Consider the following 24,564-nt stretch of genomic DNA (forward strand, 5'->3'; position numbering starts at 1 on the left):
TATTGACGAGACACCCTGCCTGATCCGAATTGGCACAAGCCGTATTAGGGATAAAAAACCAGCGCCCGGTAGCCCGCCACTGCAGCACCGAGGTCCTGCACCTGCACAGGAACGTTCACGCTCCACTCCTGGCGGGCATGCAGCTGCTCCGGGGCACCCAGCAGCCGCAGGTCGACCACCCGGCGCAGCAAAGGCCTGTCCTGTGCATCGGTCAAGGTCAGCTCGGCCATGGGCATGGCCACCGGCACATCGGAGCGGTTCTCCAATGTCAGGCTCCACTGGTACTGATGGTCATCGGCCAGCTGCTTGAAGCCCGAACCGCTGATCACCACATCGGCAATCGCGCGGCGGGCCTGCAGCTCGCAACCTGCCAGACTGCAGGCCTTGGCCAGCACAGGGGCCAGCGCAGGATATTGCGCAGCCAGCGCATCGCGCTGCAGCCAGGCATATTGGCCCACAACACCGACAACGGCTACCAGCGAGCCCAGCACCAGCGCCACACGCATGCCTGCAGAGTGCCAGAACGCCTGCCGGCGGGCCTGACGCACAAAGCCAGGTTCATCGCCAGCAATGGCAGCAAACTCATCCTGATCCGCATCCGTGACAGCCTGCGCCCGGTCCCTGGCGGGTTGTATCGCGCCGATATCGGCATGCAGCAACGCCTCCTTCGAGACGGCTTCGGCCTGGACCTCGTCCTTGAGGTCCTGCGCGGCCTCGGGCATCAGGACCTCGCTCGGCGGCGGCTGCACAAGCAGTTCCGGCTCCGGCTCGCTCGCTTCCGGATGAGGATCATGCTGAGCAGCTGCAGCATCCTCTTCAGCCAGAGGACGCGCCTGATCGACAAACGAGGGCTGTGCGTCCGCCATTCCGGGCATGGACCCGGACGGCTCGGATTCGGAAACCACATCGGCAGGCTCTGCTGCCGGTGCGGCTTCTGCGGCCTGAGCAACCGTCGCTGCCGCGTCCACCGAATCCGACGCCAAATCCTGCAAGGCCTCAGCCTTCTGCATGTCGGGGGCGGGAGCATCCGCGGCATCCTGCTGCGACCAAACCGGCGTCCGTTGCTCTCCGGCTTCCGTCGGATGCACCTCCTGCATGGCAGGCATCTGCGGCGCATCAGCAGCTTCCGGCTGCAGCAGCTCGTCGGGCACGGACTGCAATTCCTGCGAGGCATCAAAGACGCTTTGGCACATCCCGCAGCGCACCCAGCCCTGCGAGATGCGCAGCTGGTCGGCGACCACTTTGAAGCGGGTTCCACAGGAGGGGCAACGGGTGACTTGACTCATCAGGGTTCAATTGTAGGCAGCAACCACCCGCACACCTGCTGGCTGCGGGTTTGCGTCGCAATCAGGCGGCTCGCTGTGCCGTCATGAGAATCCAGCCGTCTTCGCTGTCGGCCACCTCCAGCTTGAGATAAGGCGCATAGGCCTCCTTCAGCTCGTCGGCCTGGCGCTCCAGAATGCCTGCCAGCACCAGATTGCCGCCAGCTTGCACACGACCGCACAGCAGCGGCGCCAGCACCTTGAGTGGCGTAGCCAGAATATTGGCCAGCACGGTCCGGTACTCGCCGCCAGCCGCATCTGGCAGGCCGGCCCTGACTTCCACATGGTTGGCACTGGTGTTGTAGTTGGTCGATTCCACGGCCGCGGGATCGATGTCCACCGCATCCACATCGGTCGCGCCGAACTTGGCTGCACCAATGGCCAAAATGCCAGAGCCGCAGCCATAGTCCAGCGTGCGTCCCAGGGTGCCCTTGGGCTGGCGTGCAATCCAGCGCAGACACATGCGAGTAGTGGGGTGGGTGCCGGTACCGAAAGCCAGGCCCGGGTCCAGACGGATGCTGACCTTGGCCTGCTCGGGCAGTTCATGCCAGGTGGGCACGATCCAGAACTCGGGCGTGATATCCACGGGCTCGAACTGCGACTGCGTCAGGCGCACCCAATCCTGCTCGGGCACGGGCTTGAGGGCGAGAATCTTGCAGCCCTCAAAAAAGTCCTGCGGCAGCAGCAGATCACGCGCCTCGGTGGCTGCGGCTTCGTCGGGATAGAGGGCGATCACGCGGCTGCGATTCCAGCCTTCCTTCGGTGCGGGCATGCCAGGCTCGCCGAACAGTGCCTGCTCGGCTTCGGTCTGCGCATCGGCATCTTCGACGGATACGCTCAATGCATCGAGTGCATCCAGCGCTTCGCTAATGGTTTCGACCCGATCTTCGGGGCACAGCAGGCTCAGCTCGAACATGGCCATCCTTTCTAGCAACTGCGTCATCCATGCCGGCTCAGGCCTGATGGAGAGAACGCACTTGTACTTTCCTGAAAAACGAAAATGCTGGCCTCCGTTGCCAGAGGCCAGCATGGGAACTCAGAGCAGCAATGCTCCTGATCTCATCGCTTGTTGGGCGTGCGATGCGTCAGCCACTCTTCCAGATAGTGGATGTTGGTGCCGCCTTCCATGAACTTGGAGTCGACCATCAGATCCTGGTGCAGCGGAATATTGGTTTGGATGCCTTCCACCACGGTCTCCAGCAAGGCCGTGCGCATGCGGGCCATGGCCTGCTCGCGGGTATCGCCATAGGCAATGATCTTGCCGATCATGGAGTCATAGTTGGGCGGCACGAAGTAATTGTTGTACACATGGGTGTCAACACGCACGCCAGGACCGCCGGGAGCGTGCCACATGGAGATGCGGCCTGGCGAAGGGATGAACTTGTACGGATCTTCGGCGTTCACACGGCACTCGATGGCGTGCCCCTTGAACTCGACCTGGCGCTGGGTGAAAGGCAGCTTCTCGCCGGCAGCGATCATGATCTGGGTGCGCACGATGTCGATGCCCGTGATCAGCTCGGTGATGGGGTGCTCCACCTGCACGCGGGTGTTCATCTCGATGAAGTAGAACTCGCCGTTCTCGTACAGGAACTCGAAGGTACCCGCACCGCGATAGCCGATCTTCTTGCAGGCCGCAGCGCAGCGCTCGCCGATCTTCTCGATCAGACGACGGGGAATGCCGGGAGCCGGAGCTTCCTCGATCACCTTCTGGTGGCGACGCTGCATGGAGCAGTCGCGCTCGCCCAGATACACGGCGCTCTTGTGCGTATCGGCCAGCACCTGGATTTCCACGTGACGTGGGTTCTGCAGGTACTTTTCCATGTAGACGGCAGGATTGCCGAAAGCAGCGCCGGCTTCCGCCTTGGTCATCTGCACGGCATTGATCAGCGCAGCTTCGGTGTGCACCACACGCATGCCGCGACCGCCGCCGCCGCCCGAGGCCTTGATGATCACGGGATAGCCGATGGTCTTTGCAATGCGCTTGATGAGTGCGGGATCATCGGGCAGTTCGCCGTCCGAGCCGGGCACGCAAGGCACGCCGGCCTTGATCATGGCTTGCTTGGCCGACACCTTGTCACCCATGGTGCGGATGTTCTCGGGAGTCGGGCCGATAAAGGTGAAGCCGCTCTTTTCCACACGCTCGGCAAAGTCGGCGTTCTCGGACAGGAAGCCGTAACCGGGATGGATGGCTTCCGCATCGGTCACCTCGGCAGCCGAGATGATGGCCGGCATGTTGAGGTAGGACAGCGGGGAAGGAGCCGGACCGATACACACGGCCTCGTCGGCCAGCTTGACGTACTTGGCATCACGGTCGGCTTCGGAGTACACCATCACCGCCTTGATACCCAGCTCACGGCAAGCGCGCTGGATGCGCAGGGCGATCTCGCCCCGGTTGGCAACCAAAATTTTCTTAAACATGAAGTTCCTCGCAGCTTGGTGCCTGTGCCGCGGCACAGACTACTGCCAATGACTCAGTCGCGCAGCCAGTGGCTAGCGCACATCGGCGCTGCCATGCGAACTGCACGCAACGCCTCATGATCTATCACTCGATCACGAACAGAGGCTGGCCGTATTCCACAGCCTGGCCGTTTTCACCCAGAACGCGAACAATGGTGCCGGTCTTGTCGGCTTCGATTTCGTTGAGGATCTTCATGGCTTCAACGATGCAGATGGTTTCGCCTTCCTTGACCTGGCTTCCCACATCCACAAAGGGCTTGGCGCCAGGGCTGGAGGCACGGTAGAAAGTACCGACCATGGGTGACTTGACCACATGACCTTCTACAGCAGCAGGGGCAGCGGCCGCCACGGGAGCCGCGGCAACGGGAGCTGCCGCCAAGGGGGCAGCCATCACAGGAGCCGCTTGCACGGGGGCTGCAACGTATTGGTGAACCACACCTTCGCTCTTGACGATACGGACCTTGCCCTCTGCTTCGGTGATCTCCAGTTCCGACACATTCGATTCGGACACCAGATCAATAAGGGTCTTGAGTTTTCGCAAATCCATGGGAGCTCCAGCGACGTATTTCTAAACAGGGCGCGAATTTACCTCAAATTCGGCCTTCTGCGTGCATTGGCAGATATTTTTCACTAACGTCGCCATGGAATTTAGTTACCTACACTTTTCTGACGACAAGAGCAATGTTCATTCGCTCTATTTGCTCCAATCTGTCAGATCTTCGCTGGAAAGCTCACCTATTTTACGTTGCCGCACTTGCCCCTTGGCATCAAAAAGAACCGTGAATGGCAAGCCTCCCTGCAAGTTCCCCAGGCTTCTGCTCAGTCCCAATCCCCCTTGCATGGCGATGGCCACGGGGAATTGCACAGGCTGACGCTGCAAAAAACGCAGCACGGCTTCGGATTTGTCAACCGCGAGGCCAACGACCTGAATACCTTTTGCACCTTGCTGCGCCGCAAATTCGCTGAGCATGGGCAGCTCCTTGACACAGGGCGGGCACCAGGTGGCCCAGAAGTTGACCAGCAAGGGGCGCCCCTGGAAACCAGCCATGGCAAAAGGCTTGCCATCGGGCGTTTCAAAGGTCTGACTCCACAGTTGCGCCTCGGCGCCAGGGCCCATGGCCTGAGGCTGGCTGCGCCACCAGGCCACACCGGCGCCGCCCCCGGCCGCCACGGCAGCCACTGCGCCAGTCAGCCACAGGCGGCGCGAGCCATTGGTCGTCTTGTTCTCAGAGGTGTTTTCACTCATTGCAGCTCTCCTGCAGCAGCTTGCGCAAGGCCTTGGCATCACCACGCGGGCTGCGGCCATGGCTGTCGGCCTTCATGGCACCGCGCATATCATCATGGTCGTAGACCAGCAGATGCACGCCCACGGTTTCATTGATCGGCTTGCACAGTGCGTGAATGGAAAGTGCCTCGACCGGCTTTCCCTGAAAGCCTGTGACCGTGCTCGGCTCGTATTGCACATGGTTGTTGATGAGTGCTATTTCGGCAGACTTGGGATCATCGCAGAACAGCTGCAGATAGATATCAGACAGCCGCGTGGCCGTGCCGCGCCAGACTGCTCCGGCCAGATGCGGGCGAAACTCCTGCAGCCTGTCCATCCAGACCAGGGCCAGCTCGCGCAGTGCCTGCAACTCCTGCGGCTGGGTGTCGCCGCAGAACAGCTCTATATATTCACGCACCGCTTCTTCAAGCTGGTCGTTGTCAGGCAGCGCCGTGCGGCCGGGCAGGCCGAGCTGACGCACGGCCCGTTGCTTGGCCGGACCCCATTCGAGGCCTTCCTCCACCACCAGGCGGGCCGCTGTCTGAGCGATTTCAGCAGTCACGTTATCCAAACTCATAGCGCTATTTCATCACGCCCGCCGCAGCAGGCGCGGCAGGTCATGCTTGCATTGTGACCCAGATGAATGACCGCACTTTGACCTGGACCGTACAGACCAAGGTTTTGATAGCTGCCAGCGCCCGTTTCGTATCGAACTGAAAGTAAAAATACATTTAGATCCATATAAATCATGCGAAACCAGCTATCAATTTGATAATAAAGGTTACCGTCAGTGCCCAGGCGGGGCATGGCTTGCCTCCAGGTCATGCAGGCAAACGTAGAATCCCCGGCCATGCACATACATATTCTGGGCATTTGCGGCACCTTCATGGGAGGCCTGGCCGCCTTGGCACGAGAAGCTGGTCACAAGGTGACGGGCTGCGATTCCGGCGTTTACCCGCCGATGAGCGATCAGCTGCGCCAACTGGGCATTGAGCTGATCGAGGGCTATGGTGCTGACCAGATTGCGCTCAAGCCCGATATGTATGTGGTCGGCAACGTCGTCAGCCGCAAACGTCTGCCCGACGGATTGCCCAAATTCCCGCTGATGGAGGCGATTCTGGACACCGGCGCCGCCTATACCAGCGGCCCGCAATGGCTGGCCGAACATGTGCTGCGCGGTCGCCATGTGCTGGCCGTGGCCGGCACCCACGGCAAGACCACCACCACATCCATGCTGACCTGGGTGCTTGAGTGCGCAGGTCTGCAACCCGGTTTCCTGGTCGGCGGCGTACCGCTGGACTTTGGCGTCTCCGCCCGCCTCGGTGCGGCCCAGCGCCCCGTCGCGGGCCCTGGCCCCGTCGGGGACGAACCCGTGTTTGTGATCGAGGCCGATGAGTACGACACCGCCTTCTTCGACAAGCGCAGCAAGTTTGTGCACTACCGCCCCCGCACGGCCGTGCTCAACAACCTGGAATTCGATCACGCCGACATCTTTGACGATCTGGCTGCCATCGAGCGCCAGTTCCACCACCTGATACGCACCGTGCCGTCAACCGGCCGTGTGGTGAGCAATGGCCTGGAGGAGAGCCTGACCCGCGTGCTGGCCCAGGGCTGCTGGAGCGAAGTGCGGAGCTTCGGCTCGGCTGTCAGCGACTTCAGTGCCGATGGCGATCCCAGCGACTTTGCCGTGCTGCACCGCGGCAAAAAAGTGGCGCAACTGCGCTGGAGCCTGACCGGCGTGCACAACCAGCTCAATGCACTGGCCGCCATCGCTGCTGCCGACCATCTGGGCGTCAGTGCCGAGCTGGCTTGCGAAGCCCTGTCGCGCTTTCAGAACGTCAAGCGTCGCATGGAGCTGCGCGGCACGGTCAACGGCATCGAGGTCTATGACGACTTCGCCCACCACCCCACCGCCATCCGCACCACCCTGGACGGCCTGCGCCGCAAGCTCGGGGCAGAGGCCCGCATCCTGGCAGTGTTCGAGCCTCGCAGCAACACCATGAAGCTGGGCACCATGAAGAGCCAGTTGCCCTGGTCGCTGGAAAGTGCCGATCTGGTCTTCTGCCACACTGCAGGCCTCGACTGGGATGCCGCCGAAGCACTGGAATCCATGGGCGTAGGCGCCGGCCAGCGCGCTCAGGTAGCAGCTGATATCGAGACCCTGATAGCGCAGATCAGTGCCGTCATCCGCCCCGGTGACCATATCGTCTGCATGAGCAATGGCGGCTTTGGCGGCATCCACGCCAAGCTGCTGCAAGCACTGAAATAAGCCCTCCCAAAAAGCAAATGCCCGCTCAACGCGGGCATTTTTCATTGTTCGGGCACTGAGCAAGCCAGAGACGCCAAGCAAGGGCCGCCCCGCAGCAAAGGCGTCGTCCCCCTGGGGGGAAGCCGCAAAGCGGCTCAGGGGGGGTCAATAACTAATCGACATCGCCGGCACATCCACCCGGATCAAGGGCTTGGACAGCACAGCATGCGCTGCCAGGGCATAGCTGTTGCGCCAGTCTTCGTTGTCAAACAGCTCGGGGCGATTGCGCGCTTCACGCGCCACCACCACCAGCTTGTCGGCCAGCAACACCTTGCCCGTGGCCCGCAAAGGCTCGCACTCGAGCGAGACAAACTGCTGATCCAGCCAGCGTCGGCCTTCGTCCGAACTGATAGGGGACAGGGACTGGGTATCGACCCGGTATTCACGGTCGCCATCCAAAACCACGATTACTTCACTACGCATAAATCTCCTCTGACCTGGTGACTCTTGCACCATTCGTTGTCGTGGCCACAGCTTAATAGTGACCGCGGTGCTGAAGACGCTGCAAGCTGACGGCTTGCAAACAGCTGCGGCAACCAATGCATGGCCTGAAAGACTTGCATCAAGCATCACAGTGGTTACAGGAACATGGCATGCAAAGCAATGAAAAATCTTTAAATTTCATAGCATTGCCTGCATGCTTGGCATGAATATAAGGGCAAAACCGTCTTTTTCAAGTGTCATTACGGACTCGTAACCCGCCAGTTATCTCCATCCAGGCTCCTGCCTTGAAAATGTGATGAGAGGACTTACATACTGGATAGATTTTTGACGAATACCCGTTTGCAGGCCTTGCAACGCCTTCAGGAACCATCACCATGACCGCTGAAAACATCCACAAAGAAATACGCGAGCATCTGCAACAACTGGAGGCCGAACTGCAGGTCCAGAAGCTCTGGTCCGCCGTAGCCCCAGACCCCAAGGCACTGGAATCCACCACGCCTTTCATGTACGACACGCTCAAGCTGCACGAGTGGCTGCAATGGGTGTTCATCCCGCGCCTGCACGCCGTGATCGATGCCAAGGGCAGCCTCCCCCACCAAAGCCATGTCTATCCGCTGGCCGATCACGAGTGGCAGCAGCGCACCGACTTTGACAAGCAGCATCTGCTGCGCCTGCTCAACCGCATCGATGCCACGCTCAACGGCTGCGAGATGACGCCGGAGCCGGCACCGGACACCAAGCACTGAGCCGGCAGGCGAGCCGCTCCACGCCATCTGGAAAAACAAACAGGCCACAGGGAACAATCCCTGTGGCCTGTTTCGTTCATGCCCGCTCTGTCGATCAGGCGAGCACTTCGGCTTCCTGCTTGCAGGCAGCCGCAGCCGCGCGGCGCTGGCTCACGGCCTGCGACAGCTCCTGCAGCGTTGCCAGGGAATCGTCCCAGCCCAGGCAGGCATCGGTAATGCTCTGGCCGTAGGTCAGATCGCAGACCTCATCCTTGCCGGGAGTGAACTTCTGCGCACCGCCGACCAGATGACCTTCGATCATCACGCCGAAGACGCTGCTGGAGCCACCTGCAATCTGAGCCGCGATATCACGGGCCACATCCTTCTGGCGCTCATGCTGCTTGTTGCTGTTGGCGTGGCTGCAATCCACCATCAGCGAAGGCGTGAGGCCCGCTGCCTCCAGATCCCGGCAGGCGGCTGCCACATGCGCCGCATCGTAGTTGGGCGTCTTGCCACCGCGCAGAATCACGTGACAGTCCTGATTGCCGCCCGTATGCACGATGGCGACCTGGCCGTTCTTGTGTACCGACAGGAAATGGTGACCTCGGCTGGCCGACTGAATCGCGTCGGTGGCAATGCGGATATTGCCGTCCGTGCCGTTCTTGAAGCCAATCGGTGCCGAAATGCCCGAAGCCAGTTCACGATGCACCTGGCTTTCCGTGGTGCGGGCACCGATGGCGCCCCAGCTGATCAGATCGCCGATGTACTGGGGCGAGATCACGTCCAGGAACTCGCTGGCCGCAGGCACACCCAGGCGGTTGATGTCGATCAGGAGCTGGCGCGCAATGCGCAGGCCTTCGTCGATGCGATAGCTCTGATCCAGGTAGGGATCATTGATCAGTCCCTTCCAGCCCACGGTGGTGCGGGGCTTCTCGAAGTAGACGCGCATCACCACTTCCAGCGTGTCCTTGTACTGCTCGCGCACCACGGCCAGACGGCGGGCATAGTCCAGGGCAGCGGCCGGATCGTGAATGGAACAAGGGCCGACGATGACCAGCAGACGATCATCCTGCGCACGCATGATGTTGTGGATGCTGCGGCGGGTGTCGCTGATCAGCGTCTCCACGGCAGTGCCGCGAATGGGGAAGAAGCGGATGAGGTGCTCTGGAGGGGGTAACACTGTGATTTCCTTGATACGTGCGTCGTCGGTCTGACCTGTCTTGGGAGAGCCGGCGCGATACCAGGAATCGGTGGCGGAAGTGTTCAGAGCAGTCATGGCAATCTTTCGTGAGGTGTTTGATCGTTGAAAACCGGGGGTGCTGAAACGTAGGGGTGAAAAAAAACCGCCGGGCTTTGCAGCTTCGGCGGTTCTTTGGGAGGTGTTTGCAGGGTGCGCGCGTTTACCTCTCAGCCGCCGGGGGCGAGAACCAAAAGTAAAAGAAATAGGCGCGTTGCGTTTGCATGTCTTTCAATGTAGCACAGCTCTTTTGCATTGCAACATCAGCAGCTCGCACCGCTGTTCTGTCCAAAACAGGCTTTCCCTCTGAAATGGCGCATTTTTCAAAATTCATCCAAATGCACTATTTCTGCGTTTTTTCTTGTTTTTCAGAATTTTATTGATATTAATTCCAATTTACCAAGAATCAATGCAATTTTTCAGCGAATCAACAATATTCAAGATCAACCCACAAAACACCGTACAAAAACCCTGCTGCCCGGCGACCTACAGCGTCTTGCCACAAGCTTTGTTGCCGCAAGCGGTCTGTGGCGAACGGTTTGCACCACGCTGAAATGAAAAAACCCCGCTCTGACATGCAAAGCGGGGTTTGGTGCTCGCGGCGGGCAGAGCCGCCATGAAATCTCTCTATCAGGCCGTGCCACCAACCGTCAGCCCATCAATGCGCAGCGTAGGCTGACCCACGCCCACAGGCACGCTCTGGCCTTCCTTGCCGCAGGTACCCACACCCGAGTCCAGGCGCATGTCGTTGCCTATCATGCTGATGTGCTTGAGCGACTCCGGGCCGCTGCCGATGATGGTCGCGCCCTTGACGGGGTACTGGATCTTGCCGTTTTCCACCCAGTAGGCTTCGCTGGCGGAGAACACGAACTTGCCGCTGGTGATGTCCACCTGACCGCCGCCGAAGTTGGTGGCGTACAGGCCCTTCTTGATGGAGCCGATGATCTCCTGCGGATCCTTGTCGCCACCCAGCATATAGGTGTTGGTCATGCGCGGCATGGGGATGTGGGCGTAGCTTTCGCGACGGCCATTGCCCGTGGGCTTGACGCCCATCAGGCGCGCATTCATCGAGTCCTGGATATAGCCCTTGAGAATGCCGTCCTCGATCAGCACATTGCTCTGGCTGACATGGCCTTCGTCGTCCACGTTCAAGGAGCCGCGGCGATCGGCAATCGTGCCGTCATCCAGCACGGTCACGCCCTTGGCGGCCACGCGCTGACCGATGCGACCGCTGAAGGCGCTGGAGCCCTTGCGGTTGAAGTCACCTTCCAGACCGTGGCCCACGGCCTCGTGGAACAGCACGCCGGGCCAGCCCGAGCCCAGCACCACGGTCATCACGCCTGCCGGTGCGGGACGCGATTCGAGGTTGACCAGGGCTGCATGCACGGCCTCGTCCACATACTGGCTGATCTGCTCGTCACTGAAATAGGCAAGACCGAAGCGACCGCCACCACCGGAGGAGCCCACCTCGCGGCGGCCCTTCTGCTCGGCGATCACCGTTACCGACAGGCGCACCAGCGGGCGCACGTCAGCGGCCAGCGTGCCGTCGGCACGGGCCACCAGCACCACATCGTATTCACTGGCGAGACCGGCCATGACCTGCACCACGCGCGGGTCCTTGGCGCGGGCCAGCTTTTCCACCTTGCCCAGCAGCTCGACCTTGGCCGTGCTGTCCAGCGTGCTGATGGGGTCCAGCTCAGGATAGAGCGAGCGGCTTTGCGCAATCTTCTGCGCACCCGCCTTGACGCGGCGCGTCTGGGTGGCGCTGGAGATGGAGCGCACGGTACGTGCGGCATCCAGCAGCGAGGCTTCGGAAATGTCGTCGGAATAGGCAAAAGCCGTCTTCTCGCCACTGACCGCCCGAACGCCTACTCCCTGATCGATGGAGAAGGAGCCGGTCTTGACGATGCCTTCCTCCAGACTCCAGCCTTCCGCGCGGGTGTACTGGAAGTAGAGATCGGCGTCATCCACCTGGTGCGAGCGAATTTCGGCAAGCGCACGCGCAAGATGGGTTTCGTCCAGGCCGAAGGGCTCAAGCAGCAACTGACGGGCCGTGGCCAAGCGTTCGATGGTGGGTTCGCGGGAAATCATGAGAGCATTGTAGAGATAGCTGCAAGCCCTGACTTGTCTCGGGCTGCGCATAAAAAAGAGCGGAATGCTGCCCCACCAGGCTGAACAACATTCCGCTCCATTCACTTAGCTTCGCACTTGCCGGGTTCCGCCCTGCCCGCTTTGCATTGCAGAACCCCACCTGGGTCTTTGCCGCTCCCGCTTGATCGGTCTTCTGACCCCCCCAGAACCGTTTGTAAACGCTGTTTACAGTCGAAGCAAGACCTTGGACGGAACTACTGACATTTTTCAACGATCTAAACGCGCTGCCCCGACGCGCAGTTTCACATAAAACTATTACTCAAAGCTTTCAGGACATGGGATAGAAGCTCTCCTTTTAAGAGCATCCAAGCCCTATCACGGGTCTTCACGAATGGGGAATATGCCCATCACCGCCGGGGAGTTGCCGCTGCGCCCGCGACACCGACATCAGCACACCCAGCGCCAGGCCCAGCGTGACCATGGCCGTGCCGCCATAGCTGATGAAAGGCAGAGGCACACCTACCACCGGCAGGATGCCGCTGACCATGCCCATGTTCACGAACGCATAGGTGAAGAAGATCATGGCCACGGCAGCTGCCATCAGTCGGCCGAACAGCGAGTTGGCATTCATGGAAATGGCCAGCCCGCGCCAGACAAGCAAGAGAAAGCCGACGATGATGAACAGATTGCCTATGAGGCCGAATTCCTCGGAATAGGCGGCAAAGATGAAGTCGGTGGTGCGCTCTGGAATGAATTCCAGGTGAGTCTGCGTGCCCGCCATAAAACCCTTGCCCCAGACACCGCCCGAACCGATGGCGATCATGCCCTGAATGATGTGAAAGCCCTTGCCCAGAGGGTCGCGCGTGGGGTCCAGCAAGGTACAGACGCGTGTACGCTGATAGTCATGCAGAAAATACCAGCTCACGCCGTCGGCACAGAGCTGGGGCTCGAACCAGACGATCAGGAAGATGCCGACCAAGGCCAGCAGCACGGGGGGCACGATGAGCTTCCAGGGCAGGCCGGCAAAAAAGATCACGGACAGACCTGCAGCCATCACCAGCAGCGAGGTGCCCAGGTCTGGCTGCTTCATGATCAGGCCCACAGGCACCATCAGCAACACAAAGGCAATGACAAAGTCCGAGGCGCGCAGATTTCCCTCGCGGCGCTGGAACCACCAGGCCAGCATCAGCGGCGTGGCGATCTTCAAAAGCTCGGAGGGCTGAATCACCACTCCCACATTCACCCAGCGCGTGGCCCCCTTCTTGGTGATGCCGAACAGCGCCACCGCCACCAGCAACACCACGCCCAGGGTGTAGAGCGGCACGGCTACCTTCATCAGTTGCTGGGGGGATATCTGGGCCAGCACGAACAGCAGACCCGCCGCAATCAGCATATTGCGGCCGTGGTCCACAAAGCGCGTGCCGTGATCGAAACCCGCCGAGTACATGGCCAGCAGCCCCGCCCCTGCCAACATGGCGATAAAGAGAAGCAACAGGAAATCAAAGCCGCGAAACAGCGGAACAATGCGTTGCAGCAGCGAGGGCTTATCGAATTCGATGGCGGACATGGGCCGCAATTATCGTGGGAGCCGACCGCCGTGCAGCTTGCAGGGTTGAGCTTTGCTGACGACTCAAGTCGGCCCAGGCTCATTCCCCCCGCCATAGGCCTTCTCCCCTGATAGGCTTGGGGCAGACAGTCCACAATGACCGAGACAGAAGTGTTTTTTACCAGAGGAGATTGCCGCTATGACGACCACCCACCTGCTGTATCTGCATGGCTTTCGCTCCTCCCCTCAGTCCAACAAGGCACGCATCATGGCGGACTATGTGGGCGCCAGGCATTCCAAGGTACGCTGGTGGTGTCCTCAGCTGCCGCCCTCGCCGCGAGAAGCGGCGGCCGTGATCGCCGAGGGCATCGCCAACTGGCCACGCCAGAACATGGCCGTCATGGGTTCGTCGCTGGGTGGCTATTACGCCAGCTGGGTGGCCCAGCTGGCACGCTGCAAGAGCGTGATGATCAACCCCGCCGTCAACCCGGCCCGCGACCTGGAAAAATACATTGGCGAGCAGTCCAGCTGGCATGACCCTGAGGAAACCTTCTTCTTTCGCCCCGAATACATTGAGGAATTGCGCCAGCTCGACACCCGCGCCATGACGCCGGCAGCACCCGAGATGGTGTTGATCGCCCAGGGCGACGAGGTGCTGGACTGGAACGAGATGAGCGAGCGCTACCCTCACGCCCTGCAATTGGTGCAAGAAGGCGGCGACCACGCCCTGAGCAACTTTGCCGAGTATCTGGACCGGATCGACGAATTCCTGGCCTTGGCCTGACCCCCTCGGCGACTCCATGCGCCGCCCCAGGGAACGGCTGTATCGCTAAACGCCCACTGTTCGCAGCCCTTACCGCGCGGGTGCCGCGTCTGATATTGACCGATCTCAAGCATGAACTGAATCACTTCTGAGCGCCGAATGTTCGGCTCGTGGGAAAATGCGCGGTTATGCACGCACTGTTTGAAGAAGCCGGCAAATTTCTGGCCGGGCGCATCCTCTCCGAAGCCGAATCCTCTGCCCAAGTCGAGCTGGACTCGGGCAAGCGGGTCAAGGTCAAGGCCGCCAATATCCTGCTCAAGTTCGAGAAGCCGGCTCCTGCCGAGTTGATCGCTCAGGGCCAGGCCCAGGCCGCCGAGATCGATCTGGATCTGGCCTGGGAGTTTGCGCCCGAGGAAGAGTTCGGCTTTGCCGACCTGGCGCGTGACTATTTTTCAGAATCCGCGACGCTGGCCCAGCAGGCCGGTGCGCTGTTCTGCCTCTACGACGCACCGCACTATTTCCGCCGTGCGGGCAAGGGCCGCTTCAAGAAGGCCCCTGCAGAAATCCTGCAGCAAGCCCTTGCCGCCATCGAGAAGAAAAAGCAGATTCAGGCACAGATCGACGCCTGGGCCGAGGAACTGGGCCGCGGCGAGTGCCCGCAGGCGATCCGCGAGCAGCTCTACAAGATTCTGTTCAAGCCCGACAAGAACGCCCCCGAATACAAGGCCGTGGTCGACGCCAGCCGCGCCACCAAGCTGGCCCCGCTGGAGCTGCTGCACCGCGCTGGCGCCATCGACTCGTCCTACCAGTTCCACTGGAAGCGCTTCCTGTTCGACAACTTCCCCAAGGGCACAGGCTTCCCCTCCGTGCAGGCTCCCCAGCCACCGGACGACCTGCCCGTGGCCGATGTACAGGCCTTCTCCATCGACGACTCGGCCACCACCGAAATCGACGATGCGCTGTCCGTCACCGGCCTGGGCACGGGCACCGTCACCGTGGGCATCCACATTGCCGCTCCCGGTCTGGCCATCACGCCCGGCGGCGAGCTGGACAAGCTGGGCCGCGCCCGCCTGTCCACCGTCTACATGCCCGGCTACAAGATCACCATGCTGCCCGACGACGTGGTGCATATCTACACGCTGGACGAAGGCCGCTCCAACCCCGCCGTTTCTCTGTATGTGCAGATCAACGAGGAGACGCTGGAGACCATCTCCAGCGAAACCCGTCTCGAGCGCGTGCCAGTGGAAGTCAACTTCCGCTACGACAAGCTCGATCACATCGTCACCGAGGAATGGCTGACGGACTCCTCAATCGAAGTTGAAAACACGCCCGATTCTTTGCTGGGAAAGCGCAAGGAGCTCACCTTTTTGCAGCGCTGGTCCAAGTTCCTCAAGGCCAATCGCGAAGTCGTGCGCGGCAAGCCCGAGAACTTCAACCGCCCGGACTACAACTTCCGTCTCGTCGGCAACGACGGCGCCGAGCCCAACGGCAGCGAGCAGGTGCAGATCACCGTGCGCAAGCGCGGCGCGCCGCTGGACCTGATCGTGGCCGAGGCCGCCATCGTGGCCAACAGCACCTGGGGGCTGATGCTGGCCGAGCACGGTGTGCCCGGCATCTACCGCAGCCAGGCCAGCCTGGCACCCGGCGTCAAGGTACGCATGAGCACCAAGGCCTTGCCGCATGCCGGTATCGGCGTGAAAGCCTACTCCTGGGCCACCTCGCCGCTGCGCCGCTATGTGGACCTTGTCAATCAATGGCAGATCATTGCCTGCGCCCGCCATGGCAAGACGGCTGCCCTTGCAGCGCCCTTCAAGCCCAAGGACGCCGAGCTGTTCGGCATTATCAGCAGCTTTGACGGCGCCTACAGCGCCTACAACGGCTATCAGGCCGGCATGGAGCGTTTCTGGACACTCAAGTATCTGGAGCAGAACGGCATCAGCGAACTGACGGCCAGCGTGTTCAAGGAAGGCCCCAACGGTTCCTTCCTGGTGCGCGCCGACAATCTGCCTCTGGTGCTGCCCGTGCTGGGTGCGCAGAACCTGCCGCGCGGCGCCCATGTTCGCGTCAAGCTCGGCGAGATCGACGAGATCTCGCTGGACATCTCGGGGACGCTGATCGAACGCCTGGATGCAGGAGCCGAGGCCGAAAGCGAAGATGAGGACAGCGGCGAGGACGATGAAGAAACCGTGGCCGGCCCCATCTCCATTGCAGTGGACATGAACGAAGCCGATCCCGCTGCAGACCAGCCCAAGTCCTGACCTCCACACCTCATAGCCCTGACGCTGCCGTGAAACTGCCCACCTCTCTTCGACGACTGAGTACGCTGCAGCTGGCGCTAGGCGTTTCCATCGCCATCCATGCCGTGCTACTGGCCATCCGCTTCGTGGACCCGGAACGCTTCGAGCGCGTGTTTCAGGACACGCCGCTGGAAGTGATCCTGGTCAACGCCCGCGCCAACGAGACGCCGGACAAGGCCCAGGCCATTGCCCAGACCTCGCTGGCTGGCGGCGGCGATGCCGACCAGGGCCGCTCCACCAGTCCCATGCCCTACTCGGCGCTGACGACAGTGGGCGATGATTTCGAGGAAAAACAGCGCCAGCTCGATGCCATGCAGGAGCAGCAGAACCACTTGCTGACCCAACTGCGCCAGCAAGTGGCCGCGCTGCCCCCCATAGACCCGCGGCTGAGCGCCGACAACAAGGCCCTGGAGGCACAGGAAGAAAAGCGCTTGCAGCTCATCAAGCTGCTGGCCGAGATTGAAAAGCGCATCAACGAAGAGAACGCCCGCCCCAAGAAGCGCTATATCAGCCCCGCCACCAAGGAGGCCGTGTATGCGGTCTACTACGATGCGCTTCGCCGCAAGGTGGAGGACAAGGGCACGGAAAATTTCCCCGAGCACAAGGGCAAGAAGCTGTATGGCGAGCTGGTCATGATCCTGACCGTGAACCATGACGGCCGCGTGCTTTCCACCGAGGTTGTGCAGGGCTCGGGCAACCGCATGCTCGATACCCGTGCCGAGGCCATCGCCCGCGCCGCCGGCCCCTACGGCCACTTCGGCCCGGCCATGCGCTCCAAGGCCGATCAGATTGCCGTCGTCTCGCGCTTCAGGTTCACGCGCGAGCAGACACTGGAAACAGACATAAGGTGACCCCCTGTGCCGCCTTCGGCGTCTTCCCCCGCTTTCGCATCGCTTCGCTTGCGGGCGGGGAACGCAGCCAGCGCGGCGGGACGGCCCTTGCGCATCTGCCTCGGCTTAGGCTTGGCCGGTTTCACAGGCCACTGTCCCAACGCGTATCCAACTCTGCTCAGCGATTTCTTTCAGCCTTTTTATGACCAATACGCTTGATGCCTACTGCGTCATGGGCAACCCCGTTGCCCATAGCCGCTCCCCCTGGATTCATGCCCGCTTCGCCGAGCTGACCGGCCAGCCCCTCAGCTACGACCGCGCCCTGGTGCAGCTGGATGGCTTTGCCGACTTTGTGCGCGACTTTGCCGCGCGCGGCGGCAAGGGCTGCAATGTGACCGTTCCCTTCAAGCTGCAGGCGGCCGAGCTGGCCACCAGTACCAGCGAGCGCGTGCGGCTGGCTGGTGCTGCCAATACGCTGGTATTCGGCGCCAACGGCATTCATGCCGACAACACCGATGGCCTGGGCATCGTCGCCGACATCACCCGCAATGCCGGTGTGCCCATCGCCGGGCGCGATGTGCTGCTGCTGGGTGCGGGTGGCGCCGCCGCTGGAGCCCTGGGCTCTATGCTGGAGCAAAAGCCCCGCCGCCTGGTCGTGGTCAACCGCACTCATGCCAGGGCTCAAACGCTGGTCCAGCAGCATACGGACATTGCCACGCTACATAAAGTAGAGCTGCTAGCACTTGAAAGACAAGTGCTCGAGATCGATCTGACCCAAAATTTCGACATCGTCATCAACGCCACGGCCAGCAGTTTGGCTGGGTCTGATGTGCCCGCGCCCGCCAGCGTGCTGCACGCACGCAGTCTGGCATACGACATGATGTACGGCCCCGCCGCCCAGAATTTTCTGGACTGGGCCAGCAGCCACGGCGCGCTGGCGCGTGATGGCCTGGGCATGCTGGTGGAGCAGGCTGCTGAATCCTTTGCCTTGTGGCGCGGCGTGCGTCCGCCGTCTGTGCAGGTTCTGGCCGAGTTGCGTGCCTTGCTGCAAGCCGAAGCGGCACATTGAAATCACCACGCACCATGAAAGCTCTTGGCCGACTGCTGTTGCTTGTGCTCTGCGCAGGGCTGTTGCTGCAATTATTTTTTGCAGCACGCATCGCAGTCATGGCCTGGTTGGATCCAGAGTCCACCAGCTATCAGCGCTCCGAAGCCTGGCAGCTTGCGCACAGCAGCGAGGGCCTGCGCTGGCGCCAGCAATGGGTGGACTACGGCCAGATCTCCAGCCACCTCAAGCGCGCGGTGATTGCCTCCGAAGATGCCGGCTTCATGGACCACCACGGCGTGGAATGGGATGCCGTTCAGAGGGCCTGGCAGCGCAACGCCAAAGCCGAGGCCAGGGCCATGCAGGCAGAAAAAGCCGGAAGCAACAGCAAGCCCGCCAAGGTCTATGGTGGCTCCACCATCACCCAGCAGCTGGCCAAGAACCTGCTGCTGTCGGGCGAACGCAATTTTCTGCGCAAGGGCCAGGAGCTGGTGCTGGCGCAATTGCTGGAGCTGATGCTGAGCAAGCAGCGCATTCTGGAGATCTACCTCAACAATGTGGAATGGGGCCAGGGCGTATTCGGCGCCGAGGCCGCCGCCCGGCATTACTTCCGCAAGAGTGCCACCCAGCTCAATGCTGCGGAGGCAGCGCGACTTGCCGCCATGCTTCCGGCGCCCAAGCGCTTCGAGAAAATGCCGCAATCGCGCTATCTGGTGCAGCGCAGTCGCACGATTGCACGCTATATACCGATGGTGACGCCTCCCTGAGGCGCTTCGCCTGGGCGGCCCCACGCCTTCCCCCGAGCAGAAGGCAGCATCGCCGCGAGGCGGCTCTTGCTTGCTGCCACCCGCATGGAACGTGAAGGTTTTGTACGTGGATAATCGACAGCCATGCGAATTCTAGGAATCGACCCTGGCCTGCAGACCACGGGCTTTGGCGTCATCGACATGGAAGGCCAGCGCCTGTCCTATGTGGCCAGCGGCACCATACGCACCAACAAGATGGAGCTCGGCGACCTGCCGGGCCGTCTCAAGGTGCTGTTCGACGGCATCTCGGAAGTCGCCTCGCGCTACCAGCCCGAGGTGGCTGCCGTGGAAATCGTCTTCGTCAACGTCAACCCCCAGTCCACGCTGCTGCTGGGTCAGGCCCGTGGTGCGGCGCTGACGGCCCTGGTCAACGCCAATCTCGCGGTTTCCGAATACACCGCCCTGCAGATGAAAAAAGCCGTGGTAGGCCATGGCCGCGCAGCCAAGAGCCAGATTCAGGAAATGGTCAAGCGGCTGCTGCAACTGCCCGGTCTGCCTGGTACCGATGCCGCCGACGCGCTGGGACTGGCCATCACCCATGCCCACGCGGCTGCCGCCATGGGACTGATGGCCAAGTCCACCGATCTGCGCCGCAAGCAACATGCCATGTACCGGAGCGGACGGGTCTATTGAGCTCGCCCTGAGCCGCTTCGCGGCTTTCCCTTCTCTCTTTGGAAGGGGTCGGCAGTTGCGCAGCAGGATGGCCCTTGCTCGCTGCCTTCGAGTTGGAGCGCACACCGTTTCAAAGCTCTGCCTGATACAAAAAAGCCGTGACATGTCACGGCTTTTTTGATGGTCTGATTTGCTTAATAGGCGCTCAGCACCATGGAGGCGATCACACCTGTGGCAATGGCAACCAGCAGATAGTCGCCGCCGTTCTGAATCCAGTGGTAGCCACGCGGCGGTGCCGACAGATGATGGCCGCGCCAGTCATTCACCACATAGTGCTGGCTGCGGTATTGCGGCGGCACGCGACTGCCCTTGTACCAGTTATGGTCGGGACCACCGCCACGGCGACCATTGTCGTGATGATCGGCACGTCGGTCATCACGCCTGTCATAGCGCTGCTCATGCCGGCCACGATCATCATGGCGACCGCCATGGCGCATGTCCTGCGCTCCATGCCCATTGCCGCGACCAGGCGGTGGGCCGGGCTGCGCCTGGACGGCCAGACTGCCCAGGCCCAGGCAGGCGGCAACGGAGGCAGAAAGAATGCGGGTAGTCAAACGGGACATGGGTACTCCTTTGTCGAATCGTTTCGGTCAACAAGGTGTGCGGCCAGTCATGGCGGCCGCAGCAGAGCCATCTTTACCCAATTTCGGTACCGCAAGAAGTGAGCAACTGCCGATTTACCACTTTTTGCGCGCTGTTTACAGAACAGAAACCTATGAAACGCCGAGCCGGATTTGGCAAGCCGCTATCAATATTCATTAACTCTCAGAGGATGCGCCCGACAAACATCACGGCAAAAAAGGCGAGACCGGCGATCACCGTCCACTTGAACAGCAAAAAACCAAGGCGCTTGTAGTGCGCCTTGCCGGTTCCCAGATAGAAGGCAAAGCTCAGTGCCGAAGCCAGAATCAGCAAGGTGGCCAGCCAGCGAAAGATCAGCATGGAGGTCTACCAGGCCTGGGCGGGCATGGCAAAGCCCTGGGGAGCCTGGCGCTCGCTCTCAAAGGTCACGAGCTCCCAGGTCTCGGGCTGAGCAATCATGGAGCGCAGCAGCTTGTTGTTGAGGCCGTGACCCGAGCGAAAGGCGCTATAGGCACCGAGAATGGGCTTGCCGATCAGATACAGGTCACCGATCGCATCAAGGATCTTGTGCTTGGCAAACTCGTCGTCATAGCGCAGGCCGTCGCTGTTCAGGACCTTGTAGTCGTCCATGACGATGGCGTTGTCCAGCCCGCCTCCCAATGCCAGGCCGTTGTTGCGCAGCATTTCCACATCCTTGGTGAAGCCGAAGGTGCGCGCACGGGCGATATCACGTGTGTAGTTGTCCAGGCCCATGTCGAACTCCACGCACTGCCCCGTCGAATCCACGGCGGGGTGAGCGAAGTCGATCTCGAAGCGCAGCTTGAAGCCGTGGTAGGGATCGAAGCGCGCCCACTTGAGGTTCTGGCCTTCGCCTTCGCGTACCTCGATCGGGCTCTTGATGCGGATGAAGCGCTTGGGAGCCTTCTGCAACTCGATTCCGGCGCTTTGCAGCAGAAACACGAACGAGGACGAGGAACCATCGAGAATCGGCACCTCCTCGGCAGTGATGTCCACATAGAGGTTGTCGATTCCCAGACCGGCGATGGCCGACATCAGGTGCTCCACCGTATGTACCTTGGCACCGCCGCTGCCGATGGTCGAGGCCATGCGCGTGTCGGTCACGGCCTCGGCGGAAATGGGGATATCCACAGGCTCGGGCAAGTCCACACGACGGAACACGATGCCGGTATCAGGCTGGGCAGGGCGCAGCGTCAGCTCGACTCGCTGGCCGCTGTGCAGGCCCACGCCTACGGCACGGGAAATGGTCTTGATGGTACGTTGCTGAAGCATGCTGGTATTTTAAATGGGACAACCCCGAGCCGGCTTACGCCGACCCAGGGTTGTCTTAATCGCTGCGATACAGCGAACCGATGGGCCTTCAGTCCTTAACGAACCAAAGGCCTTTGCGGCTGACCTCTCAAATACTGGCGAGCACCAACTCAGAGATGCCGAGCAAGGACCTGGACGGCCCCGCCGCCCCGCACCGAGGGTGTCGCCCCCCTCCGGCGCAAAGCGCCAGAGAGAAGGAAGCGGCAAAGCCGCTCAGGGGGTGCCGGGCGGTCAGTCCGCCTGCTTGCGCAGGAACGCAGGGATCTCCACATCGTCCATGCCGCCAGATGCCAGGGCGCTCACACGCTCCGAAGCCTGGGTGCGGTTGGTACGCCAGACGCTGGGCACATTGGTGTTGGCCGTGCCGTATTCCATGCCGCCCAGGGGAGGCAGACCTACGGCCACGTTGTCGGTACCGGTACGCAGACCGCCCTGCACCACCTGGATGTTCTGGCGACGCACATTGGGACGCGACAGGCCGGTGGCCACCACGGTCACACGGATTTCGTCGCCCAGCGAGTCATCGTAGGCAGCGCCATAGATCACATGCGCATCGGGAGACGCGTAGGCGTTGATGGTAGACATGGCCAGACGCGACTCGGACAGCTTGAGGCTGCCCTTGGCTGCGGTGACCAGCACCAGCACGCCCTTGGCGCCGGACAGATCAATGCCTTCCAGCAGCGGGCAGGCCACGGCCTGCTCGGCAGCGATACGGGCACGATCAGGACCGGCGGCCTTGGCCGTGCCCATCATGGCCTTGCCGGGCTCACCCATCACAGTGCGCACGTCTTCGAAGTCGACGTTCACATGGCCGTACTCGTTGATGATTTCGGCAATGCCGCCCACGGCGTTCTTCAGAACGTCATTGGCATGGGCAAAAGCCTCGTCCTGGGAGATATCGTCGCCCAGCACATCGAGCAGCTTTTCGTTGAGCACAACGATCAGCGAGTCCACATTCGCTTCCAGCTCGGCCAGGCCGGCGTCAGCGTTCTGCATGCGGCGGCCGCCTTCCCACTCGAAAGGCTTGGTCACCACACCCACAGTCAGAATGCCCATTTCCTTGGCCACTCGTGCGATCACAGGCGATGCACCGGTACCCGTACCACCACCCATGCCTGCCGTAATGAAGAGCATGTGCGCGCCTTCGATGGCAGCGCGAATATCTTCCACAGCAGCTTCCGCAGCGTCGCGGCCCTTGTCGGGCTTGCTGCCGGCACCCAGGCCGCTGCCACCCAGATGGATGGTGCGGTGGGCGCGGCTGCGCAACAGAGCTTGAGCATCAGTATTGGCCGTAATGAATTCGACGCCCTGAACGCTGCGTTCAATCATGTGGTCGACGGCGTTGCCGCCGCCGCCGCCGACGCCGATCACCTTGATCTGCGTGCCTTGGTTGAATTCTTCGGTTTCAATCATGTCGATAGGCATGGTGGTGCTCCTGTTCTCTAGTGGTGGTTTGTCGCTGCTGTGGAAAAGAAATTTCGAACTCTTGAGGTCTTCGCGGTCTTCGTCGTCGATACCGCGAAAAATCCATCTGTGGTGGTCCGGTGATGAACATGCGATAAGCGCTCATATCAGAAGTTCCCCACGATGAAGTCTTTGAACCGGCCAAAAGCAGTCTTCATGGAACCGCTCTTCTGGGCCACCTTGTAGCCACGCAGACGTGCCAGGCGTGCTTCATCGAGCAGGCCCATCACCGTGGCGGCACGGGGCTGGGCGACCATGTCGGCCAGCGCACCGGAATATTTGGGAAGCCCGCGACGCACGGGCTTGAGGAAGATGTCTTCGCCCAGCTCGATCATTCCAGGCATGACGGCGCTGCCGCCAGTGAGCACGATGCCCGAGGACAGTACTTCTTCGTAGCCCGATTCGCGGATGACCTGCTGCACCAGCGAGAAGATCTCTTCCACGCGGGGCTCGATCACACCGGCCAGGGCCTGCTTGCTGATCATGCGCGGGCTGCGGTCGCCCAGGCCCGGCACTTCGACCTGGGCATCGGGATCTGCCAGCAATTGCTTGGCGTAGCCGCTCTCGACCTTGATGTCCTCGGCATCCTTGGTAGGAGTGCGCAGGGCCATGGCGATGTCGCTGGTGATCAGGTCACCGGCAATCGGGATCACGGCCGTGTGGCGAATCGCACCGCCGGTGAAGATGGCAACATCGGTTGCGCCCGCACCGATATCCACCACGGCCACGCCCAGCTCGCGCTCGTCGTCGGTCAGCACAGCCTGGGCCGACGCCAGCGGGTTGAGCAGCAGTTGCTCGACTTCCAGGCCGCAGCGGCGCACGCATTTGATGATGTTCTCGGCCGCGCTCTGGGCGCCGGTCACGATATGGATCTTCGCTTCAAGGCGAATGCCGCTCATGCCGATGGGCTCGCGCACCTCGTGGCCGTCAATGACGAACTCCTGCGCCTCGACCAGCAGCAGGCGCTGGTCGGACGAGATATTGATGGCCTTGGCGGTTTCCATCACGCGGGCCATATCGGTGGACGAGACTTCCTTGTCCTTGATGGCCACCATGCCGCTGGAATTCAGACCGCGGATATGGCTGCCCGTAATGCCGGTGCACACGCGCTGAATCTTGCAATCCGCCATCAGCTCGGCCTCTTTGAGCGCCTGCTGGATGCTTTGCACGGTCGCATCGATGTTCACGACCACGCCGCGCTTCAAGCCGTTGCTGGGGGCTACGCCCAGCCCTGCCAGCTTGAGCTCGCCATTGGACATGACCTCGGCCACCACCGCCATGACCTTGGCCGTGCCGATATCCAGCCCAACAATCACATCCTTGTATTCTCTTGCCATATCAGCTTCCGCCCCCGGTAGGTTCTGTCTTGTCTTTGTGTGCGC

The 24,564-nt window shown here is 61.4% G+C and carries 26 protein-coding genes; 10 read left to right on the top strand and 16 right to left on the bottom strand.

What is annotated here, in order from left to right; all coding sequences use genetic code 11:
* Window positions 1-44: 44 nt before the first annotated feature.
* From NOX35_RS22890 to NOX35_RS22920, 7 genes are all read right to left on the bottom strand, one after another.
* Window positions 45-1,286 carry a zinc-ribbon and DUF3426 domain-containing protein gene (locus tag NOX35_RS22890; protein ID WP_256494826.1) on the bottom strand — a complete coding sequence of 414 codons (1,242 nt, stop codon included), beginning with the start codon at window positions 1,284-1,286 and terminating at the stop codon, window positions 45-47.
* Between the two features lie 61 nt (window positions 1,287-1,347).
* A complete protein-coding gene (prmA, locus tag NOX35_RS22895; protein ID WP_034355260.1) occupies window positions 1,348-2,238 on the bottom strand; it encodes a 50S ribosomal protein L11 methyltransferase in 891 nt (296 codons plus the stop codon).
* A 143-nt stretch (window positions 2,239-2,381) separates the two neighbouring features.
* Complete coding sequence (accC, locus tag NOX35_RS22900; RefSeq protein WP_256494830.1) at window positions 2,382-3,740, bottom strand: acetyl-CoA carboxylase biotin carboxylase subunit; 1,359 nt, start codon at window positions 3,738-3,740, stop codon at window positions 2,382-2,384.
* A 124-nt stretch (window positions 3,741-3,864) separates the two neighbouring features.
* Window positions 3,865-4,326: an acetyl-CoA carboxylase biotin carboxyl carrier protein gene (accB, locus tag NOX35_RS22905; protein WP_182284549.1), complete on the bottom strand. Its 462-nt coding sequence runs from the start codon at window positions 4,324-4,326 to the stop codon at window positions 3,865-3,867.
* A gap of 147 nt (window positions 4,327-4,473) precedes the next feature.
* A complete protein-coding gene (locus NOX35_RS22910) occupies window positions 4,474-5,025 on the bottom strand; it encodes a TlpA disulfide reductase family protein (RefSeq protein ID WP_182284550.1) in 552 nt (183 codons plus the stop codon).
* Window positions 5,018-5,620, bottom strand: a complete 603-nt coding sequence (locus NOX35_RS22915) for a hypothetical protein (protein WP_182284551.1) — start codon at window positions 5,618-5,620, stop codon at window positions 5,018-5,020. The genes NOX35_RS22910 and NOX35_RS22915 overlap by 8 nt, the downstream gene beginning before the upstream one ends.
* The gene (locus tag NOX35_RS22920) at window positions 5,617-5,850 is read right to left on the bottom strand and encodes a hypothetical protein (protein WP_182284552.1); all 234 of its coding nucleotides are present in this window, start codon (window positions 5,848-5,850) and stop codon (window positions 5,617-5,619) included. The genes NOX35_RS22915 and NOX35_RS22920 overlap by 4 nt, the downstream gene beginning before the upstream one ends.
* Window positions 5,851-5,893: 43 nt before the next feature.
* On the opposite strand from NOX35_RS22920, the gene mpl reads away from it, so the two are divergent.
* On the top strand, window positions 5,894-7,312 hold the full coding sequence (gene mpl, locus NOX35_RS22925; protein ID WP_182284553.1) for a UDP-N-acetylmuramate:L-alanyl-gamma-D-glutamyl-meso-diaminopimelate ligase: 1,419 nt from the start codon (window positions 5,894-5,896) through the stop codon (window positions 7,310-7,312).
* Between the two features lie 144 nt (window positions 7,313-7,456).
* On the opposite strand, the gene NOX35_RS22930 is transcribed toward mpl, so the two are convergent.
* Window positions 7,457-7,774 (bottom strand): hypothetical protein, encoded by a 318-nt coding sequence (locus NOX35_RS22930; protein WP_012839818.1) that lies wholly within the window; start codon window positions 7,772-7,774, stop codon window positions 7,457-7,459.
* A gap of 395 nt (window positions 7,775-8,169) precedes the next feature.
* On the opposite strand from NOX35_RS22930, the gene NOX35_RS22935 reads away from it, so the two are divergent.
* Window positions 8,170-8,541, top strand: a complete 372-nt coding sequence (locus tag NOX35_RS22935) for a YqcC family protein (protein WP_182284554.1) — start codon at window positions 8,170-8,172, stop codon at window positions 8,539-8,541.
* 94 nt (window positions 8,542-8,635) lie between these two features.
* Here the strand turns inward: NOX35_RS22935 and NOX35_RS22940 are convergent, their stop codons facing one another.
* Entirely contained in the window at window positions 8,636-9,796 is a 1,161-nt protein-coding gene (locus NOX35_RS22940) for a 3-deoxy-7-phosphoheptulonate synthase (protein ID WP_232538037.1), read from the bottom strand.
* A gap of 216 nt (window positions 9,797-10,012) precedes the next feature.
* On the opposite strand from NOX35_RS22940, the gene NOX35_RS22945 reads away from it, so the two are divergent.
* Window positions 10,013-10,315 (top strand): ABC transporter, encoded by a 303-nt coding sequence (locus NOX35_RS22945; RefSeq protein WP_256494835.1) that lies wholly within the window; start codon window positions 10,013-10,015, stop codon window positions 10,313-10,315.
* A gap of 72 nt (window positions 10,316-10,387) precedes the next feature.
* Here NOX35_RS22945 and tldD read toward each other — a convergent pair whose 3' ends face one another.
* Window positions 10,388-11,848: a metalloprotease TldD gene (gene tldD, locus NOX35_RS22950; protein ID WP_003051333.1), complete on the bottom strand. Its 1,461-nt coding sequence runs from the start codon at window positions 11,846-11,848 to the stop codon at window positions 10,388-10,390.
* A gap of 385 nt (window positions 11,849-12,233) precedes the next feature.
* Window positions 12,234-13,415 carry a rod shape-determining protein RodA gene (gene rodA / locus NOX35_RS22955; protein WP_182284556.1) on the bottom strand — a complete coding sequence of 394 codons (1,182 nt, stop codon included), beginning with the start codon at window positions 13,413-13,415 and terminating at the stop codon, window positions 12,234-12,236.
* Between the two features lie 178 nt (window positions 13,416-13,593).
* Here rodA and NOX35_RS22960 point away from each other — a divergent pair, with 178 nt between their 5' ends.
* The 6 genes from NOX35_RS22960 (at window position 13,594) to ruvC (ending at window position 19,768) form a co-directional block, all read left to right on the top strand.
* The gene (locus tag NOX35_RS22960) at window positions 13,594-14,178 is read left to right on the top strand and encodes a YqiA/YcfP family alpha/beta fold hydrolase (protein WP_182284557.1); all 585 of its coding nucleotides are present in this window, start codon (window positions 13,594-13,596) and stop codon (window positions 14,176-14,178) included.
* 167 nt (window positions 14,179-14,345) lie between these two features.
* Window positions 14,346-16,415, top strand: coding sequence for a ribonuclease catalytic domain-containing protein (locus NOX35_RS22965; protein WP_256494836.1), 2,070 nt, complete (start codon window positions 14,346-14,348; stop codon window positions 16,413-16,415).
* A 29-nt stretch (window positions 16,416-16,444) separates the two neighbouring features.
* A complete protein-coding gene (locus NOX35_RS22970; protein WP_256494837.1) occupies window positions 16,445-17,305 on the top strand; it encodes an energy transducer TonB in 861 nt (286 codons plus the stop codon).
* Window positions 17,306-17,486: 181 nt separating this feature from the next.
* The gene (gene aroE / locus NOX35_RS22975; protein ID WP_256494839.1) at window positions 17,487-18,353 is read left to right on the top strand and encodes a shikimate dehydrogenase; all 867 of its coding nucleotides are present in this window, start codon (window positions 17,487-17,489) and stop codon (window positions 18,351-18,353) included.
* 14 nt (window positions 18,354-18,367) lie between these two features.
* Complete coding sequence (mtgA, locus tag NOX35_RS22980; protein WP_256494840.1) at window positions 18,368-19,096, top strand: monofunctional biosynthetic peptidoglycan transglycosylase; 729 nt, start codon at window positions 18,368-18,370, stop codon at window positions 19,094-19,096.
* A 123-nt stretch (window positions 19,097-19,219) separates the two neighbouring features.
* Entirely contained in the window at window positions 19,220-19,768 is a 549-nt protein-coding gene (ruvC, locus tag NOX35_RS22985; RefSeq protein WP_182284562.1) for a crossover junction endodeoxyribonuclease RuvC, read from the top strand.
* A gap of 173 nt (window positions 19,769-19,941) precedes the next feature.
* Here the strand turns inward: ruvC and NOX35_RS22990 are convergent, their stop codons facing one another.
* Complete coding sequence (locus NOX35_RS22990) at window positions 19,942-20,370, bottom strand: RcnB family protein (RefSeq protein WP_182284563.1); 429 nt, start codon at window positions 20,368-20,370, stop codon at window positions 19,942-19,944.
* Here NOX35_RS22990 and NOX35_RS22995 point away from each other — a divergent pair.
* Window positions 20,369-20,569: a hypothetical protein gene (locus tag NOX35_RS22995; RefSeq protein ID WP_182284564.1), complete on the top strand. Its 201-nt coding sequence runs from the start codon at window positions 20,369-20,371 to the stop codon at window positions 20,567-20,569. The genes NOX35_RS22990 and NOX35_RS22995 overlap by 2 nt on opposite strands.
* A gap of 3 nt (window positions 20,570-20,572) precedes the next feature.
* Here NOX35_RS22995 and NOX35_RS23000 read toward each other — a convergent pair whose 3' ends face one another.
* The 4 genes from NOX35_RS23000 to ftsA form a co-directional block, all read right to left on the bottom strand.
* The gene (locus tag NOX35_RS23000) at window positions 20,573-20,749 is read right to left on the bottom strand and encodes a hypothetical protein (protein WP_182284565.1); all 177 of its coding nucleotides are present in this window, start codon (window positions 20,747-20,749) and stop codon (window positions 20,573-20,575) included.
* A gap of 6 nt (window positions 20,750-20,755) precedes the next feature.
* Window positions 20,756-21,679, bottom strand: a complete 924-nt coding sequence (gene lpxC, locus NOX35_RS23005) for a UDP-3-O-acyl-N-acetylglucosamine deacetylase (RefSeq protein ID WP_182284566.1) — start codon at window positions 21,677-21,679, stop codon at window positions 20,756-20,758.
* A gap of 270 nt (window positions 21,680-21,949) precedes the next feature.
* Window positions 21,950-23,143, bottom strand: a complete 1,194-nt coding sequence (gene ftsZ, locus NOX35_RS23010; RefSeq protein ID WP_003051295.1) for a cell division protein FtsZ — start codon at window positions 23,141-23,143, stop codon at window positions 21,950-21,952.
* 146 nt (window positions 23,144-23,289) lie between these two features.
* Window positions 23,290-24,519 (bottom strand): cell division protein FtsA, encoded by a 1,230-nt coding sequence (gene ftsA / locus NOX35_RS23015; protein WP_003051293.1) that lies wholly within the window; start codon window positions 24,517-24,519, stop codon window positions 23,290-23,292.
* Window positions 24,520-24,564: the final 45 nt, after the last annotated feature.

This window comes from Comamonas sp. C11 (genome assembly GCF_024496285.1).
GTDB classification, from domain to species: domain Bacteria; phylum Pseudomonadota; class Gammaproteobacteria; order Burkholderiales; family Burkholderiaceae_C; genus Comamonas; species Comamonas testosteroni_F.

Bases quoted from the DNA above. Each gene is read 5' to 3' on its own strand.
- NOX35_RS22890 (WP_256494826.1), bottom strand. From the start codon at position 1,286: ATGAGTCAAGTCACCCGTTGCCCCTCCTGTGGAACCCGCTTCAAAGTG.
- prmA (WP_034355260.1), bottom strand. From the start codon at position 2,238: ATGTTCGAGCTGAGCCTGCTGTGCCCCGAAGATCGGGTCGAAACCATT.
- accC (WP_256494830.1), bottom strand. From the start codon at position 3,740: ATGTTTAAGAAAATTTTGGTTGCCAACCGGGGCGAGATCGCCCTGCGC.
- accB (WP_182284549.1), bottom strand. From the start codon at position 4,326: ATGGATTTGCGAAAACTCAAGACCCTTATTGATCTGGTGTCCGAATCG.
- NOX35_RS22910 (WP_182284550.1), bottom strand. From the start codon at position 5,025: ATGAGTGAAAACACCTCTGAGAACAAGACGACCAATGGCTCGCGCCGC.
- NOX35_RS22915 (WP_182284551.1), bottom strand. From the start codon at position 5,620: ATGAGTTTGGATAACGTGACTGCTGAAATCGCTCAGACAGCGGCCCGC.
- NOX35_RS22920 (WP_182284552.1), bottom strand. From the start codon at position 5,850: ATGCCCCGCCTGGGCACTGACGGTAACCTTTATTATCAAATTGATAGC.
- mpl (WP_182284553.1), top strand. From the start codon at position 5,894: ATGCACATACATATTCTGGGCATTTGCGGCACCTTCATGGGAGGCCTG.
- NOX35_RS22930 (WP_012839818.1), bottom strand. From the start codon at position 7,774: ATGCGTAGTGAAGTAATCGTGGTTTTGGATGGCGACCGTGAATACCGG.
- NOX35_RS22935 (WP_182284554.1), top strand. From the start codon at position 8,170: ATGACCGCTGAAAACATCCACAAAGAAATACGCGAGCATCTGCAACAA.
- NOX35_RS22940 (WP_232538037.1), bottom strand. From the start codon at position 9,796: ATGACTGCTCTGAACACTTCCGCCACCGATTCCTGGTATCGCGCCGGC.
- tldD (WP_003051333.1), bottom strand. From the start codon at position 11,848: ATGATTTCCCGCGAACCCACCATCGAACGCTTGGCCACGGCCCGTCAG.
- rodA (WP_182284556.1), bottom strand. From the start codon at position 13,415: ATGTCCGCCATCGAATTCGATAAGCCCTCGCTGCTGCAACGCATTGTT.
- NOX35_RS22960 (WP_182284557.1), top strand. From the start codon at position 13,594: ATGACGACCACCCACCTGCTGTATCTGCATGGCTTTCGCTCCTCCCCT.
- NOX35_RS22965 (WP_256494836.1), top strand. From the start codon at position 14,346: ATGCACGCACTGTTTGAAGAAGCCGGCAAATTTCTGGCCGGGCGCATC.
- aroE (WP_256494839.1), top strand. From the start codon at position 17,487: ATGACCAATACGCTTGATGCCTACTGCGTCATGGGCAACCCCGTTGCC.
- mtgA (WP_256494840.1), top strand. From the start codon at position 18,368: ATGAAAGCTCTTGGCCGACTGCTGTTGCTTGTGCTCTGCGCAGGGCTG.
- ruvC (WP_182284562.1), top strand. From the start codon at position 19,220: ATGCGAATTCTAGGAATCGACCCTGGCCTGCAGACCACGGGCTTTGGC.
- NOX35_RS22995 (WP_182284564.1), top strand. From the start codon at position 20,369: ATGGGTACTCCTTTGTCGAATCGTTTCGGTCAACAAGGTGTGCGGCCA.
- NOX35_RS22990 (WP_182284563.1), bottom strand. From the start codon at position 20,370: ATGTCCCGTTTGACTACCCGCATTCTTTCTGCCTCCGTTGCCGCCTGC.
- NOX35_RS23000 (WP_182284565.1), bottom strand. From the start codon at position 20,749: ATGCTGATCTTTCGCTGGCTGGCCACCTTGCTGATTCTGGCTTCGGCA.
- lpxC (WP_182284566.1), bottom strand. From the start codon at position 21,679: ATGCTTCAGCAACGTACCATCAAGACCATTTCCCGTGCCGTAGGCGTG.
- ftsZ (WP_003051295.1), bottom strand. From the start codon at position 23,143: ATGCCTATCGACATGATTGAAACCGAAGAATTCAACCAAGGCACGCAG.
- ftsA (WP_003051293.1), bottom strand. From the start codon at position 24,519: ATGGCAAGAGAATACAAGGATGTGATTGTTGGGCTGGATATCGGCACG.